The sequence below is a fragment of the Aquitalea pelogenes genome (genome assembly GCF_041914625.1).
Taxonomy (GTDB): domain Bacteria; phylum Pseudomonadota; class Gammaproteobacteria; order Burkholderiales; family Chromobacteriaceae; genus Aquitalea; species Aquitalea pelogenes.
On the sequence record NZ_JAYSDA010000037.1, the window covers coordinates 1 to 13,852 of the forward strand.

A 13,852-nucleotide genomic window follows, 5' to 3' on the forward strand; every position below is an offset into this window, starting at 1 on the left:
TCGACGCGCTGCGGGTCGCCTTTTCTTTGGGTACTTTCTTTTGGCGAAGCAAAAGCAAAGTACCTCGACGGCTGTAACGTCGCGGATTCTTTTGCACACTTTCGCGCAAGCTTTTGCACTGTGGTGTACATGGAATAGATGCAAAACAGACCGCAAAATTGCGGTCGTTTAAACCCTTCTCTAAATCACTTGATCTGATATCGGTGTGCTATCAACAATAGTTGGCTCTCCACCGCTATTTGCCCACTTCTGGTAGATAACGAAGTCGGGATCTTCCGCCGACTGACAGGGAGCTACCTGCTTACCGTCAATATCGCGGATCACGATGCCGGTATGGATATCTAGGGTATACATATCAAAGTTCCAGTTCATGGTAGATACGGTTAACGTCCACCCCCACCGCCAGCGCAGTGGTATTGTTTGTACGCCAAATAGTGGGAGATAACCTGGTACCAGCAGCAGGGAGAATTGCTGACGAGCCGCCAGAAGCTATGGTCTGTGTGAACGAGTAGCTGGTGCCGACACGATCTACTTGCACGGTAACCTGGCCGTTTTGAGCAGGATCAGAATAGATGTGTAGGTCATACAGTGTTCCACCGTACACTGAGCCAGGAGCTTCCTGCACCGGGAAATTGCTACCTAGCGGTACTGCGGCCTGCGCAGTTGTTCCACCATACACAAGGTACAGCTGCGTACTATCTGCAGACAGCTGGGCTACGCCGATGCAATTTGTTAGTGTGTTTGGCTCGACATTAGTAGGAGCACTCGTCGTCGACACCAACCCAGCAAACATACGAGCACCAAGAACACTAGCCGCGTCTGATACAGAAAAACGCGATTGCCAGTAAAACCCACGTCCTACGGTTGACCCATCACCCATCACCATCCACGCGGTTGAATAGTAGAGTCCGCACAATGCACCAGCTGCAGTGGATGACACGTTCCCCCACCGGATAGACCTAGAGGCCAGTGTCGTATTTGAGTAGCCACGAGCGGTGTTAGTACCTATAGAAGTAGCAGCCCCAACGCCAAACACCGAGAAGCTGGTCCCGCTATAGTAGGCAGTGATAAGCCCGATGGTCTTCTTCCAAAGAGCAGATTGCAGGGCGTACTCGCCACCAGCATCAGGTAGAACATGCGGTACCGCTCGACCTGCTACTGTCTTCGCATACAAAAGCAGGCTACCGGATGTCCGCGCTGGACTTAGCCACCAGTTCAAACTCAGCACCGGTCAGGTCGACAGGCTGGCCACCGGCAATCCACTCCCAGGTGTGCACGAAGGTGCAGCCCTGGACGATGGTTAGCGGGTCTTTACGGACATAGGGGAGCAAGATGGCCTCTCAAAACAAAACACCGGACATTGAGTGCCAAGTGTCCGGTGTTTCTGCTTTGGAGGAACGGGGGAAGGGGTTCGGCCTGCTACACAAACCAGCAGCTCATATCATTGCTGTCATCGGACAGGTAAATGCGGTCTGGAGAGAGTGCTCGGACAAATGTCGCGGCTGCATTCTTGCGCACGATATGATCCTCACTGAATGGCCGGTCGTTCACCATGTCCCAGTAAACGTAATGCGGATTGCCACTGGTATCGAATAACAGGATCTGTGCGAGGTTCTTGTACACGCTAATACGGCTGCTCGAAAATCCAGGATACGTTGCCAGGTCATAGCCGATATCGATACCTGCCACCTCGCACCGGGTTACTTCCGGCGGCATGGCTGCCCATACTTCATTGTACATGGCATTGATTTTTTCCCCGTTCAGACTTGGGTCATTGACAGGGTTGATATCGCACAAAAACCCACCGACACCGGGGAACATGCCTGAGTACTCGCTGACATATGATTCGATGTATCTGGTATGCGTGAACGAGCCAACACGAGCCACCATCCTGGATTTCTTCCATGCATAACCGTATGAATGCCCATTAAAGCTGCCTACCTCGACATAGTTCAGACTTGTTGTTTCATACTGGCCTTGCGCCATGTTGAAGGCGACAGGAACATCGTCCTTGATGATCCACGCATCCGAGTTAAAGCTCTCACTGTCCCCAATTACCAAAGGGTTATCTTTCTGCTGAATTTGGGCAGAAATGTCATAGCGTACCGTGCTGTCGGTAGAGGTGTTCTGGACGTTCTCGACTTTGTTGACAGTAATGTCTAGTTCATAGAAATAGCCCCGATCATCCCTGATGATGGCTTTCTTGCCATTCAATGATGCGGAAACCCATTGCGGATTGCCTCGGAAGTCATCACCCTGCTTGTTCATCGCAATAGACGGCTGATGATTGATCGGTACCGTAGATACCCAGCCACCACCACCGGGCATTCCCACCCAGATCACCTCTCCCAGCGCCAGGGGCACTAGCCATGACACCGTGCCTTGGTAGTTTGGAACGATAGTCCCATAAATCGCCATGGTCGGGCCTGTCCCCCAAACGGTATTGCGTGCGCCTGGGACATTATGCGGCGCACCTGGTATTGCAATTTCGTTTACGTATGCGGGCAAACCGCCGTCCTTGACGGTACCAGTGCCGGGAATGAAATGCGGTCTAAACGGTGCCCAGCCAGCGACTATGCCGTCCCAATCGAACGTGGCACTGTCTATTTCGCGTATAAACTTACCCTGACGATTTGTCCCGCAGTCTTTGATCATTCCGCCAAAGAATCCCAGGCTAACTGGCTTGACCATCATTGCGGCACATCTCCGCTGAATGTAATGGTGACTGCCGTTCCGCTGATTGCAGTGCCGGCACTGGTGGCTTCAGCAATCGTCAATGTTTTGAGCGGTACCATTCCAATGCGGAACATGCCGTCATGACTGAAATACATCACGGTGCCGTTGGTTTCATCCGCATAGGTCCGGGCCGTTTCAACATAGGCCGCAGCAAGCCCGGCACTGCCGGACGCACTGGCCGCTTCCTTGGCCTTGCCCCGGAAGATACCCCCGGCAATACCACCCGGCCCGCTGACTGCCGGCAGGTTGCCGCTGGCGGTGGGTTGATTGTTCTGACCGGTAAGAGCCTTGGCGACTTCTGCTGCCTGCTGTGCATTCATCCGTGCCATGGCTCAGCTCTCATAGATCGGGTTGGTTACCAGGGAGACATTGCTGTACCCCCCATCCGCCAGCTCGGACTGGTCGACCAGCAGCCACACGGCCTGCATGCCGCTGACCACCTGGCCCAGATCGACGGAGGCACTGGCGCTGACCAGCGCAGACAGTGAGGTAGCCAGGTGGATGGCGCTGGCTGGCACACCAGGCAGTACTGCATTGGCTGTCAGCGTGATGCTGCCGCCACTCGCGGCCTGGGCTTGGGCGGTGCCATCCGTTCCCACCCAGATCCGGGTAGCCGTGCCGCCCTTGATGGCCAGGCTGGCCAGCGGCAGGGTCCGGCCCGCGTCTTCATAAAACCCAAAGGTCAGACTCATCGCATTTCCAGGGTATCAACCGGGATGGCCACGGTGATGTTGTAGGCCAGCTCCCGCGAAACAGGGTCAGTCAAAAACACCGGAATATCCGGCACCGCAATCGCCACTTCATGGGGATAAGCCGAGCTGCTATCGCCCGCGGCACCGGTGGTGTAACCGGTGGTGGTGGCACTGTAGGTTCCCAGACCCTCCAGGCAAGTACCCAGATCCGCGCTATCAGCCTGCGACATGTTCGGCAGGCTGGTGAGTTCCGGTGCCAGGATCGGATCGCTATTGGCAGTACCGGCAGCCACCAGCCCGGAAATAGCCAGTTCCACATCGGTGATGGCGCTGCCGGCAGAGGTGTCGTAATGCTCTACCAGGCGTGCCACCTTGCCGCTGGCCAGCATGTCGACACTGTTCAAGGTCACACCCATGTCCACATCCAGCAGTGGGTTGCTTTGCGCTTTGAATTGCACTCGGGTGGTCCGGTGCGATGCCAGGATCTGGCGACGGGCGATGGCCGCCAGCGTCTGCAGCGCAAGGTTGGCATCATCACGACTCGCACTGGCCAGCGTGGTCAGGTCCGTGGTGGTGGTGCCGATATCAGGCTGCATGGTTGTCGATTCGGTCCAAGCAGTCGCATCAAACAGGCCAGAGGCATCCATGCTGACTGTCTGCCCCTGCTTCTTCAACGTACCCAGTGCCGCTACGCTATCTGGAGCCTGGACAGTAATGCGCCAGCGCTCTGTCATGGATTGCACCACACGCCTGGCGATTTGCAGGAGTGCGCCGGCACAGCGCGGATCGTCGGCAGCCGGGCCGGTATAGTCGTTGCGGAAGGTCAGGATAGCCACTGCACTGGAGGACGGGTTTCCTTCAATAATCGCCCCGGAGGCATCCACATAGCCAACGTACTGGGTGCCCTGCAGCGGTGCGGTCCAGGCCTCCGAGCGCAGCTTCCAGCCACTGCTTTCCACGGCTGAACGGAACAGACTTTTTTCGGGCAGCTTGAACGGCTTGCCATTACGTCCCCGTACAAACTCACCATAGGACATGCCCATGCTCCAGTTGATGACACGGCGGTACTCATGCAGGCGCGGGTAGCGATACTGCAGGCTGCAATCCACGACCTGCTCCATGGCTGACTCGCTGGTCACCGCGCTGCCTTTGCCGTCTCGGGCCACCTGAAACGGCGTACCCCACATGATGCAGGAGGCTGCGCCGACACTGAGCGTGACCTTGGGGGTGTAGCGGCCGTCGGCCAGCACCTTGGTGGTGACGGACCAGGAACCCGTACTGCCCGCCACAGTAGTCAGCACCTGGCCAGCAATGTCTACGCGGATATTCATGCCAGGCACGGCGATACCGGTCAGGGTCGGTTGGGGATTAGTGGTCAGGGTTTTATTGTCAGCAAGATGGCAAATCGGGGTGGTACTGACCGGTTGGACGCCAATATTGTCATTAGTGACCAGATTGACGACGGACTGACGGGCAGCGGGCTGGATGGCGAGTGATCCGTCGAGCAGATCAGCGTCCGTCAACGTCAGCCGGGAAGCCAGACCGGCCCACGGCGTCAGCCGGGGGGCACCATACACATCAAGATCATAGGCGGCGGGCAGTGTGGACAGCCGATCCTGGGCGTACTGCAGGCTGTCTGCATAGCGGGCAAACACATGGGGCGACCAGAAGCCACCGAGCAAGGCATCCAGCTCGGTGCGAGTGGCCAGGGCCAGCGAGTCGCGCCGGCCATCCGTACCATGCAGGGTGGCAATGCCGGTTTCAGCGTCAATCTCCGGCAATGCAACACGCCCGGTAAACCGCCGTACCCAGGCACTCAGGCGGGTGTGCTGCACATCAATGAGCAGGACTGCGCCAGACAGGCTTGCAAACGACTCGCCAGCGACCAGGAGCAGCCTGACCGTGGCGATACGGGCCGAGTCTTCCTCGGCTTCGATAGTGACTTCCCCGGCAATGCGGTCAGAGACATCCACCCCACCCAGCGTCACCCTGACATCCCATGCCTCTGCAGGCAGAGACTGGGCATGCGCAACGGTAATCACAAGCGACAAGGAGACGGTCTGTCCAGCATGAGCCGTTGAACCAGCAGAAGCCGAAGATAGACCGATCGGGGTTTCACCAAACGGAGACAAGCCGAACATCATGATGGTGTGCCGCCACCGTTATTGATGATGGCTGGCATATCAAACCAGTTCAGCTCACCCGTCAGCTTTTGTTCCTGGATGACGACATAGCCACGGCTGGTAAACGCGCATAGCAATACCAGGCCCTTATCCCCATCCACAATATTGGGGAAAACATATCTCCTTCCATCCGGGCCATACGGCTTTTGGAAATAGTGGGTGGTCGCAGAAACCCATGCGTTGTCCTGCACCTTATAAGGAAGCAATACCGGAGAAAAGTTAACCAGGAACTGAATATCTCCCGCCATGAGTGGGATATAAACTCTGGCTCCGTTGGGAATGGGTTTGCCGGCATCATCAAAAGACACCGCATTGGTTGCCATCCCGATGCCGACCTTCTCGGCATAAACATGCCCCTCCATTGCATAAGCAACGCCCGGTTGGCGATAGGTCACGCCATCCACTGCCCATTCAAACACCAGATTCGCATACGAATTGGGAAACTGGAGCAGGATGGTATCCAGATTGATCCAGTTCGCCAGCTGGGGTGTTCCCGTTCCAACCCATTCAGCAGTCAGCGTAGTTTCCCAGCCATCCAGATAAACCGGCTGACCGGGCTGTGGCGCAACGCTTGGGTAATAATCACTATTTGGGGTTGCCATCATTGCTCCTCAAAATGCAGGTTCCAGCCCCAGCTTGCGGAGCGGATATCGGTGTTCTCGGTGATCGTGATAAAGCCGGTCAGGCGCGGCCAGTAGTAATACATGCCATTGCGGACCACGCCTGGAATATCAGGTCGCTCACTGACGACCGTGCCAATGGGCACCGCCCTGGGTGCTGCGCAGTCCAGAACGTGGGGGACGGTTTGATCCAGCGCGGCCAGTGGTGCCGGCATCCAGCCGGTGGCGGCGATATCGGAACGGACCTTCTCCCAGCGGGACTGCATCACGCCTCGCCCGGAGCGCATGCGCAGCAGATTGCGCCCGCCTGCGCGGTCATAGGTCTGCGTTAATTTCACGACGGCTTTAATGGGAATTAACGTGCCATCAATGCCCAGCGTCAGTGCGTATTCGTGGACGTTTGCCATGTTCAGCCTTGTTTCAGATTCATCAGAGTGGCGGCCTTCACTAACTGCTGGACGGCATCGTCATCGCCATAGAGCGGCACCGGGGCGGCCTGACCTGGCAGATAAATATTGAGTGGGGTCTTCTGGCTGGCCTGGCTGGCGGCCGCAGCTGCCTGCATGGTCGGGATGCCCGCCATGGCCCGGCTCACTGCTGGCAGCTGGCCAACTGCCCCACCGACGGCAAAGCGTGGCAGGCGCATCTGGTTGATGGCCTGCAGCAGGCCGGGGCCGTAGTAGCTGGTGGCTGCAGCCTTGACCACGAATTCCCCATTGCTCAGCCAGCTGAGAATGCTGTCCGAGGTGCCGGTACCGGGGCCAGAAATGGCACCCCCTTCTGCATTGGACTGGATTTCGGACAGAGGACGGTCAACCAGGCTCAGTGCGCTGCGGGCATCGGTACGGTACTTTCCATCCGGCCCCACCAGCTCCACGGCAATCTTGACGGGCTTGGCTGTTGCTGCCTGCTGGATACGGTTGATCATGCTGTCCATATCCTGCAGGGCCTGCTGGTCGTTGATGCTGACCGAGATATCCAGCTTCTGTACGGCAGCAGCAGCGGCCTTGATGGCTTCGATCTGCTCCATGGCCTTTTGCATGGTGGACTTGGCGGTCTTCTCCATGCCAGCATCGGCGCTGTCCTGGGCGCGGCCTGCCTGGTCATTCATGAAGTTGAATTCGCCTTCGGTGATCTTGCCATTCGTGCGTAGCTGGTTGATCACCTCCATCACGCGGCTGAATGCCGTTTCTGCGGCAGAAGCATCGCGAGCGGCTTTCTGGAAGTCGCTATCCAGTCCGGTAGTGCCTGCCGTCTGCTGGCTGGTAACCAAGCCGAGACGCATCGCTACCGCACTAAATACAGAAACAAGCCTAGTCCCTCCCAGGGTCATTTCCGCAGACAAACCTCCCCATGCCTTACTAGCGGCTTGGGATGCGACTTGCACGGTTTTACTGGCAGCCTGACCAACTTTGCTGGCGGTATCAGCCGTTTTTGCACCACCGGTCGCAGCACCAACAGCTGCAGCCGTTCCCGCTGCCTCAATTGTGCTGGCTGTGGTTGCTGCTTTAACGGCAGGCGCGGCCTTTTTAACACCACCTTTGCCAACCACCGTGTTAACGATATCGCCCACGGTTTGGGCCTCTTTCAACTCCTTCAGTGCAGTCGCTGCCTTGCTGGCAGCAGTACCAAACGTCACAAGATCGGTAGCAAGGCCAGCAAACAGCTTCTTGGCGGCCAACGCTCCATAGACAGTGGCCACCGCCAGAATGGCATCGTGGTGGTTGGTGATGAATTTGGCGGTTCCGATGGCAATCTTGCCCAAGGCCTGCAGCGCGTCTGCGATGTCGTGGGCGATCCGGGATAGCTCGCCGGTTTCCTTCATCTTCTGCAGCGCAGCCGTCAGCTGGTTGATGCTGTCCTTGGCAAACTGTAACAGCCCGGCCTGGCCAATGCTGTCCAGGAACTCCTGCCACAGGTCGGTGGCATTCGATACCACCCCGTTCCAGGTTTGCATCTGGGAGGCCGCTGCACCAGCTGCGTCGTTCTCCATAGCCTGCATCAGCTTAGTGATTTCTTCTCGGCCCAGCTGGCCGTTTTCGGACATCTTCATCAGCTCGGCCGCTGACTTGTTCATGGCCTTGGACAGCAGATCCCAGACTGGGACACCGGCCTCGTTGAGCTGCATGATCTCTTCGCCCTGCAGCTTCTGCTTGGTCCACGCTTGGCCGAGTGCCAGGGTGATGCGCTCCAGCATTTCCTGGGACGCACCTAGCTTGGCGGCCTGGTCGATGATGGCCTGCATGCTGCCGGCTGTCGGGTCCAGCCCGTAATTACGCAGCCGGATATAGGTCTGGGTCAGGTTGGTGACCTGGAACGGGGTGTTAACCGCCTGCTGCTTGATATAGGCAAAGGCTTCACCACCTTTGGTGGCGGATTTTTCAACGGCGTTTAACTGGGTGCGTAGGGTTTCAAACTGGCCGGCCGTAGACAAGATGCTGCGGGTCAGCGCCAGCGCAGCATTGAGCGACACCACTGCCGAGGCCATGGCCACCAGCTTGCCGGCACCGCTCATCAGGAAGCTGCTGGCGGGCATCGTGCCCTGCAGCTCGGCGCGCAATTCAGCAATCCGGGCTTTGGTGGCTGTGGCAGCCCTGGACAGCTCGGCCATGCTGATGGTCGGGTTCTGGCTCAGCCGCGAGAATGCAGCCGACACCTGCTGGATTTCACGCTGGATATCGGTCTGGGAGCGGATGCCCAGGACGTCACGGGCACCGTCCAGTCGGCGCTGGCCATTCACATTGCCACTAGCCCTGGCAATCGCACTGGCCATCTTGTCCTGCTCGGCAGCCAGATTGCGGGTGTCCACACCGGCCGCAGCCAGCGCCTGGCGCATGGAGCCTACAGCAGCCACCTGGCCACGCATGGCGGCCTCGGTCTTGTTGATGGCTGCTTCGGTTTGGGCCAGCTGCTGGTTTTGCTGCAAGGTGCCGCCACTGTCACCCAGCGCCTTGCGCACCTGCTCTGCCGTGGTCTTCAGCTTGACCAGTGCAGTACCGGTGCTGTCAGCCTCGTCCTTGGCCTGCTTGAACAGGCTGATCTGCTTGGCCTTGTCCGCCATGCCCTTGAGTGCCTGGCCATAGATGGTTTCCGCCTTGGTCACGGCAGTGACAAAGTCGGAGCTGTTGGCCTTGATCAGGTATTCCAGGGTTTTCATGTGGCGTTTCGGCTATTCAGATCATCAATGACGGCAGCAAAGAAGCGCAGCGGGTATTGCGCTGCATTGGGGTGGCCTGCTTCAATCAACCGGCCCAGATTGGTTTCCAGTTGGCTTAGCTGTTCAGCTGGGCCAGGGCGATCATCTCCGCCTGGGCCTTCGCCTGTTCCAGCCGCGCCTTCATGCCGAAAAAAAGCGGGTTCAACTCCCGGCACTTGTCGCGCAGCATCTGCAGTTCAGAGTCGGCCAGGCTATCCAGCAGCTCAGGCTCCATCGGTGCCATGGCGCGCAGCTCGTCCAGTCGCAGATCCGGCAACAGGGTGGCATTCAGCACCAGATCAGCCTGCGCCGGGATCAGCCCGACATCGCCATGCTGCTGCATGGACTCAACCAGCAAGGCACGAATATCCGCGACGGTCAGTTCGCGGATGGTGATGACGTGGTCACCGATAGGGGTGGGTTTTTCGATACGCATGACAAGCTCCAGGGCGCAGCCAGGCTGCGCCCATCGGTGAGGTAGTGGTTTAGCTGAGCAGGGTTTCGCGTACCCACTGCGACAGGCCGTCACCGGTCTGCAGCGGGTCTGCCAGTACCTCAAACTTCAGGCCGGCACTGCGGAAATCCTTACCCAGGATGGAGTACTTGTCGGCAAAACCGAACTTACCCCGGAACACTTCCATCACCACCTGCTTGCGGCTGGCCTTGTTAACACCATGGAAGATCAGGCTGCGCTCTTTCTGGGAGCCGGCCAGCCATTCGACCACATTGGCCTGCAGTGCCTTATAGCTCATGCTTCAGGCTCCGAGAGAGTGGAAATGGACTGCTTGGCCGTTGCCGGCTTGGCAATGTTGTTGCGGTACAGCCAGGCGGCCGTGCTGGGTGATACATCCAGCTCTTCGCCAACTGGGTAGGTCGTGCCGGCGTTTTTGTGTTCCTGGAGCAGCTCGACACGCTCCTTCTGGGTTGAGCCAGCCATGGAATTCCTTTCGGTCAGGCGTAGAAATCAGCGGTAAACAGCAGCGGGAAATAGCCCCAGTCGCTCGCATAAAGGGCGGCAGGCGGTGTGGACGCCTGCAGCGGGTCATACAGCCCGGCATCCGGGGTCCAGCCCAACAGTGCGGCACGCACCTTGGCCAGCAGCTCCCCGGCCTTGGCCAGCATCTGGTCGGCACTACCCTGGAGGGCGGCCACCACCATCCATTGCTGCAGGATGTGGTTCTGGGCCTCCTGCGACTGACCATCCCCCGGCAGGACATCCCGCACGTAGATCACGTACAACGACGGCGAGACTTGCTCACCGCTGGTCACATCGGTCAACTCGCCGCGCTGCACGATCTGGCGGACATCACTGATCTGGGCCTTGAGCTGGGTGACGATGTGTTTGCCCAGGGCGAGGTGGTCGGGTCGGTCGGGACGCATCAGTAGTCCCTCATGCTGCGGCGGGTAAATTTGCGGTGTGGGCCGGACATGACTACCTTGCCGGTAGAGCTGACCGGGGTTTCCGGCACCGGCAGGCCCAGCGACACCACGCCATTGGCCACATCCTTGAGCCACTTCACCCCGTCGTCGTAACGCTTGGTCACTTCTTCGCCAGGCTGGCTGGAGTACATGAAATAGCGCACCAGGTCAGCGGCCACACGCTCCAGCGCACCAGGTACAAACGGCACTGGCAGGGTGTAGCGCTTGCCCAGGTAGGAATTGACCAGCTCGGTGGCATCACTGATGGCACGATTGACCTTGCCCTGGTCGACCTCTCCGGTATTGGTTGGGTCGGTGATACGCAGCAGGAACTCCCGCCCGAAACGGTCTTCAAGGCCTTGCTGTGTGATGTAGGGGGTAGAAGTAGTCATGCCCGCATTGTGCGGGCATGGGGAGTGCAAAAAAGGCGGGAAAGGGTTCGGTAGTTGTCAGTTCTCTGAACAATACTAAGTCTGGGTGGCTACTGGCCTACCGAAGCAAGCATTCATGCCATTGTGATAGCATGGCTATCGGCCAATACCGGCTATTGAGGATTTTTCCGATAGCGGACGTCCCTGTCAGCACCCTCCCACGCATACTATTTAAGTCGTCATTCTGCCCAATGAAACAAAGCCTCTGCCCCTATACTCTTAAGCCGCTAGCTGAAATCTCCAACATCAATGGGGAGCATATCCTTCCTAGGGCATTCGGTGCCCCGGAAAGCTTCACCGTTCCTGCAGACGAAGCAGAGAACACTCGCATGAACGATCAGATCGACTCCCCCGCAATCAATGATCCGCTTATGCGTCTGCTTGCAGTAACACAAGGCGTCAAGTCTCGCTCTGGATCGGTTAGAGCAACACTTAAGGGAGTGGTTACCGAAAGCGGCGAGGAGGTGATAGCAATTCTTGGGCAAGAGGGCATTGATTTCCGCTTTGTAGCCCCCGTTGATGTCGATGAGAACGGTTCCGTAAAAGGCGTCCGAGGTTTCGGAGATGCTGCGCAAAAACTAGTAAACCAATTCCTGCGAGATAACGCCCGTAAAGGACGCAAAATGGAAGTAGACGAGACGGTATCGCAACCGAATCCACATCTTTCCCTCAGACTGGAGGGAGACCTTAAAGTCATCCATAAGGAAGTCAGGAAAATTGCATATCTGATGACGGTACGAATTTTTGGTGACGAAGCCATTAAGTCCCGTAGCGGGGAAATTTATCGTGCAGCTATCCACGCCGAAACCGAAGAGGAAGTTCAGGCCACTGGCTTGCGAGGTGGCACGAACATTGACAGCATCCCTACTCTTGCTCGTGCAAAGCACAATGAACATGCACTTATGCTCCGGGAACAGCGGCAGAATGTGTTTGGCCAGGCGGCGTTTACCGCCTATCCAGGGAATGATCGGAAGGGTTTGCATCAGGCGATGTCCTGTCTGGCACGCCCTGGTGCGCTGGTGGGTGGCTCGTGGCCTTGAAATGATTGAGTGTCCGGCAGCGCGGACACTTGATACTGAGGGTAATGTACTGGCCTTCGGCCATTTTCCGGCCGCAATGGCCACAGCGAATATCGGTGTTCATGTCTCTGCAAGGTCGTTAAAACCCGTTAGAATTGCCAGGCTTTCGTGCACGAAAGTGGCAGCCTCGGGTTGGCCTGCAGGTCTCTTCTGCGGTCAGCTGTCCGGGTGGGTGTTGGTAGCATCCACCCGGTCGCTGTCTCTCTATCGCCTTACGGCGTCATCAGATCAGTTTCAATTCCACCAGGGCACCCGGACGAGCGCACAGCGGCAGCGGATTGGACTGGGTATGCACATCCACACCACGGTCAAAATCGGTGTTCTTGATCTTGGCGTAGTACGGCTGGCCCAGGGTGCCGACGGCTTCAATGAAATCACCCGGTGCGTCGTACATCAGGAAGGTCTGACGGGTACCCAGCGGAATGGCATGGCCAGCTCCTGCACTGATCAGGGATACCGTGCTCTTGCCATCAGCAGTCGGTACTTCACCGGTGTACTCCTCGAAGGTCACACCGCCAAACTTGAAGCCGTTGCGCACGTCACCGCCGATGTTCTCCTGGGCAGCTGGCCACGCGCTCGTATTCGGCCTTGGGCACAAAGCCGGTCATGATGCTGTTGGCCACCGTTTTGAGGTCGGCATCGGCAGCGGCACCGGTTGCCTGGCGCAGACTGTTCATGGCGGTCTGGGTCGAATTGCTGATGTCCTTCAGCGTCTTGATTGCATTCAAGGCGGCCGACAGTTTGCCGGCTGCATCCATGGCATCGCTGATGCTGATACCAAGCTCCTGCAGCAGCTGGTCAATCGGGTCCATGCGGTTCTCCTGTGAGTTGAGGGCACGTAAAATCAGGTTGGGTTGGTTGGTCAGCCCCACGGCGACCAGGCGGACCACGCGGCCGCTGGCATCAAAATCGAAAACGGGTGACAGGTAGCGCCACTTCTTGGCCGTGATCACCTGGGCAGCATCGGCATTCCACTCAATGCGCGCCCAGGTCTCGCCATTCCGAATCTCCAGCTGCTTGATCCAGCCAGCAGCCTCGGCCTTCTGTCCGGTCTGCAGGCACACCATGCTGAGGTGGTCGTAATCGACCACCGGATCAATACCCTTCGCCTGGTTTGCCGCAAAGTCAGCCAGGACGGCTGCGGTGTCGGTATGCCATGGTCCACGGCCATCGCGGCCCATGAACGTGCCAGCCGGAATGACCGGGCACCATTCGGGCGGCTCACCATTCGGTCCCAGCGCTAGGGCGATGGAGAGCGCGATGGCGCAGCTCGCCCGCTGCAGGCCATCAGGCTGCAGACTGTTGAGTGCGCGGAGAACGTCGTCGGGAATGAGCTTCATGGGCTGCATTGTGCGCAGCCTGGTGAGGACAAAAACGGGGGAAAGGGTTCGGTAAATGCGCAAACAGAGCAGATGCAGCGGGCGGCAGGCTGTCTGAGTTAGGAATTAACACGCGTTAACGGGGGTAGACGGCGTTTTACCCCACTGCTACCGGCC

Annotated in this window: 17 protein-coding genes and 1 pseudogene; all 18 read right to left on the minus strand. The window is 58.0% G+C overall.

From position 1 onward, the window contains the following. Positions 1 to 180: 180 nt before the first annotated feature. Positions 181 to 354, minus strand: a complete 174-nt coding sequence (locus ACE3SE_RS20210; protein ID WP_374557810.1) for a hypothetical protein — start codon at positions 352 to 354, stop codon at positions 181 to 183. A gap of 827 nt (positions 355 to 1,181) precedes the next feature. Beyond that, entirely contained in the window at positions 1,182 to 1,331 is a 150-nt protein-coding gene (locus ACE3SE_RS20215) for a hypothetical protein (protein WP_374557812.1), read from the minus strand. Positions 1,332 to 1,419: 88 nt separating this feature from the next. Further along, positions 1,420 to 2,694: a hypothetical protein gene (locus ACE3SE_RS20220; protein WP_374557814.1), complete on the minus strand. Its 1,275-nt coding sequence runs from the start codon at positions 2,692 to 2,694 to the stop codon at positions 1,420 to 1,422. Next, the gene (locus ACE3SE_RS20225) at positions 2,691 to 3,065 is read right to left on the minus strand and encodes a hypothetical protein (RefSeq protein ID WP_374557816.1); all 375 of its coding nucleotides are present in this window, start codon (positions 3,063 to 3,065) and stop codon (positions 2,691 to 2,693) included. Before ACE3SE_RS20225 ends, ACE3SE_RS20220 begins: the two co-directional genes overlap by 4 nt. 3 nt (positions 3,066 to 3,068) lie before the next feature. After that, complete coding sequence (locus tag ACE3SE_RS20230) at positions 3,069 to 3,428, minus strand: hypothetical protein (RefSeq protein WP_374557818.1); 360 nt, start codon at positions 3,426 to 3,428, stop codon at positions 3,069 to 3,071. Next, complete coding sequence (locus ACE3SE_RS20235; protein ID WP_445290656.1) at positions 3,425 to 5,479, minus strand: hypothetical protein; 2,055 nt, start codon at positions 5,477 to 5,479, stop codon at positions 3,425 to 3,427. The genes ACE3SE_RS20230 and ACE3SE_RS20235 overlap by 4 nt, the downstream gene beginning before the upstream one ends. 89 nt (positions 5,480 to 5,568) lie before the next feature. Next, a complete protein-coding gene (locus ACE3SE_RS20240; RefSeq protein WP_374557820.1) occupies positions 5,569 to 6,216 on the minus strand; it encodes a hypothetical protein in 648 nt (215 codons plus the stop codon). After that, positions 6,213 to 6,638: a hypothetical protein gene (locus ACE3SE_RS20245; protein ID WP_374557822.1), complete on the minus strand. Its 426-nt coding sequence runs from the start codon at positions 6,636 to 6,638 to the stop codon at positions 6,213 to 6,215. Before ACE3SE_RS20245 ends, ACE3SE_RS20240 begins: the two co-directional genes overlap by 4 nt. A 2-nt stretch (positions 6,639 to 6,640) precedes the next feature. Further along, entirely contained in the window at positions 6,641 to 9,388 is a 2,748-nt protein-coding gene (locus tag ACE3SE_RS20250; RefSeq protein WP_374557824.1) for a tape measure protein, read from the minus strand. A 115-nt stretch (positions 9,389 to 9,503) separates the two neighbouring features. Then, positions 9,504 to 9,863, minus strand: coding sequence for a hypothetical protein (locus ACE3SE_RS20255; protein ID WP_374557826.1), 360 nt, complete (start codon positions 9,861 to 9,863; stop codon positions 9,504 to 9,506). A gap of 49 nt (positions 9,864 to 9,912) precedes the next feature. After that, positions 9,913 to 10,179: a hypothetical protein gene (locus ACE3SE_RS20260; protein ID WP_374557828.1), complete on the minus strand. Its 267-nt coding sequence runs from the start codon at positions 10,177 to 10,179 to the stop codon at positions 9,913 to 9,915. Next, positions 10,176 to 10,364 (minus strand): DUF7210 family protein, encoded by a 189-nt coding sequence (locus tag ACE3SE_RS20265; RefSeq protein ID WP_374557830.1) that lies wholly within the window; start codon positions 10,362 to 10,364, stop codon positions 10,176 to 10,178. The genes ACE3SE_RS20260 and ACE3SE_RS20265 overlap by 4 nt, the downstream gene beginning before the upstream one ends. Positions 10,365 to 10,378: 14 nt before the next feature. Further along, the gene (locus ACE3SE_RS20270; protein ID WP_374557831.1) at positions 10,379 to 10,807 is read right to left on the minus strand and encodes a phage tail terminator protein; all 429 of its coding nucleotides are present in this window, start codon (positions 10,805 to 10,807) and stop codon (positions 10,379 to 10,381) included. Beyond that, the gene (locus ACE3SE_RS20275; protein ID WP_374557833.1) at positions 10,807 to 11,238 is read right to left on the minus strand and encodes a gp436 family protein; all 432 of its coding nucleotides are present in this window, start codon (positions 11,236 to 11,238) and stop codon (positions 10,807 to 10,809) included. The genes ACE3SE_RS20270 and ACE3SE_RS20275 overlap by 1 nt, the downstream gene beginning before the upstream one ends. A gap of 935 nt (positions 11,239 to 12,173) precedes the next feature. Then, a pseudogene (locus ACE3SE_RS20280) lies at positions 12,174 to 12,260 on the minus strand (DNA adenine methylase); the annotation flags it as partial. Beyond that, on the minus strand, positions 12,223 to 12,420 hold the full coding sequence (locus tag ACE3SE_RS20285) for a Com family DNA-binding transcriptional regulator (RefSeq protein ID WP_374557835.1): 198 nt from the start codon (positions 12,418 to 12,420) through the stop codon (positions 12,223 to 12,225). The gene ACE3SE_RS20285 and the pseudogene ACE3SE_RS20280, both read right to left, overlap by 38 nt. Before the next feature lie 159 nt (positions 12,421 to 12,579). Continuing rightward, positions 12,580 to 12,894 carry a major capsid protein gene (locus ACE3SE_RS20290; RefSeq protein WP_374557837.1) on the minus strand — a complete coding sequence of 105 codons (315 nt, stop codon included), beginning with the start codon at positions 12,892 to 12,894 and terminating at the stop codon, positions 12,580 to 12,582. Between the two features lies 1 nt (position 12,895). Then, a complete protein-coding gene (locus ACE3SE_RS20295) occupies positions 12,896 to 13,705 on the minus strand; it encodes a phage protease (protein WP_374557839.1) in 810 nt (269 codons plus the stop codon). Between the last annotated feature and the right edge of the window lie 147 nt (positions 13,706 to 13,852).

Excerpts from the sequence above, each read along its gene's own strand:
- ACE3SE_RS20210 (WP_374557810.1), bottom strand. The coding sequence starts at position 354 with ATGTATACCCTAGATATCCATACCGGCATCGTGATCCGCGATATTGAC.
- ACE3SE_RS20220 (WP_374557814.1), bottom strand. The coding sequence starts at position 2,694 with ATGATGGTCAAGCCAGTTAGCCTGGGATTCTTTGGCGGAATGATCAAA.
- ACE3SE_RS20260 (WP_374557828.1), bottom strand. The coding sequence starts at position 10,179 with ATGAGCTATAAGGCACTGCAGGCCAATGTGGTCGAATGGCTGGCCGGC.
- ACE3SE_RS20240 (WP_374557820.1), bottom strand. The coding sequence starts at position 6,216 with ATGATGGCAACCCCAAATAGTGATTATTACCCAAGCGTTGCGCCACAG.
- ACE3SE_RS20265 (WP_374557830.1), bottom strand. The coding sequence starts at position 10,364 with ATGGCTGGCTCAACCCAGAAGGAGCGTGTCGAGCTGCTCCAGGAACAC.
- ACE3SE_RS20250 (WP_374557824.1), bottom strand. The coding sequence starts at position 9,388 with ATGAAAACCCTGGAATACCTGATCAAGGCCAACAGCTCCGACTTTGTC.
- ACE3SE_RS20270 (WP_374557831.1), bottom strand. The coding sequence starts at position 10,807 with ATGCGTCCCGACCGACCCGACCACCTCGCCCTGGGCAAACACATCGTC.
- ACE3SE_RS20275 (WP_374557833.1), bottom strand. The coding sequence starts at position 11,238 with ATGACTACTTCTACCCCCTACATCACACAGCAAGGCCTTGAAGACCGT.
- ACE3SE_RS20225 (WP_374557816.1), bottom strand. The coding sequence starts at position 3,065 with ATGGCACGGATGAATGCACAGCAGGCAGCAGAAGTCGCCAAGGCTCTT.
- ACE3SE_RS20245 (WP_374557822.1), bottom strand. The coding sequence starts at position 6,638 with ATGGCAAACGTCCACGAATACGCACTGACGCTGGGCATTGATGGCACG.
- ACE3SE_RS20295 (WP_374557839.1), bottom strand. The coding sequence starts at position 13,705 with ATGCAGCCCATGAAGCTCATTCCCGACGACGTTCTCCGCGCACTCAAC.
- ACE3SE_RS20255 (WP_374557826.1), bottom strand. The coding sequence starts at position 9,863 with ATGCGTATCGAAAAACCCACCCCTATCGGTGACCACGTCATCACCATC.
- ACE3SE_RS20230 (WP_374557818.1), bottom strand. The coding sequence starts at position 3,428 with ATGAGTCTGACCTTTGGGTTTTATGAAGACGCGGGCCGGACCCTGCCG.
- ACE3SE_RS20285 (WP_374557835.1), bottom strand. The coding sequence starts at position 12,420 with ATGAACACCGATATTCGCTGTGGCCATTGCGGCCGGAAAATGGCCGAA.